Origin of the sequence: Psychrobacter sp. CAL346-MNA-CIBAN-0220, from assembly GCF_040309805.1 — a bacterium.
Taxonomy (GTDB): domain Bacteria; phylum Pseudomonadota; class Gammaproteobacteria; order Pseudomonadales; family Moraxellaceae; genus Psychrobacter.
Window position 1 is genome coordinate 1 of the sequence record NZ_JBEOPF010000720.1, and the last position, 236, is coordinate 236.

Annotated in this window: 1 protein-coding gene; it reads left to right on the top strand. The window is 42.8% G+C overall.

Features of this window, described 5'->3' with window-relative positions; genetic code table 11:
• Positions 1-47 precede the first annotated feature (47 nt).
• Positions 48-236, top strand: a 189-nt coding sequence (locus AAEY88_RS15455; protein ID WP_350563801.1) for a hypothetical protein, incomplete at its 3' end; no start/stop codon positions are given.

Below are 236 nucleotides of genomic sequence, written 5' to 3' on the forward strand. Positions count from 1 at the left end.
GTGTGGGGCTTGCCTGCATTTGATCACGTAAAGGATAAACTGAATTTATGACCAGAGCAGTATTGGTGAGCCTAGGCTGTTTTATATTGTCTTTATTTACTGTATTGCCTGCGTGCAGTGCAGACATTGTTCAGCGAGTCTTTAACGCCAAAGATGGCTTAGCTAATGCGACGATTCAAGACATTAGTTTTGACCGTTATGGTTATGTTTGGCTGGCGACTCAGCAAGGTCTTTAT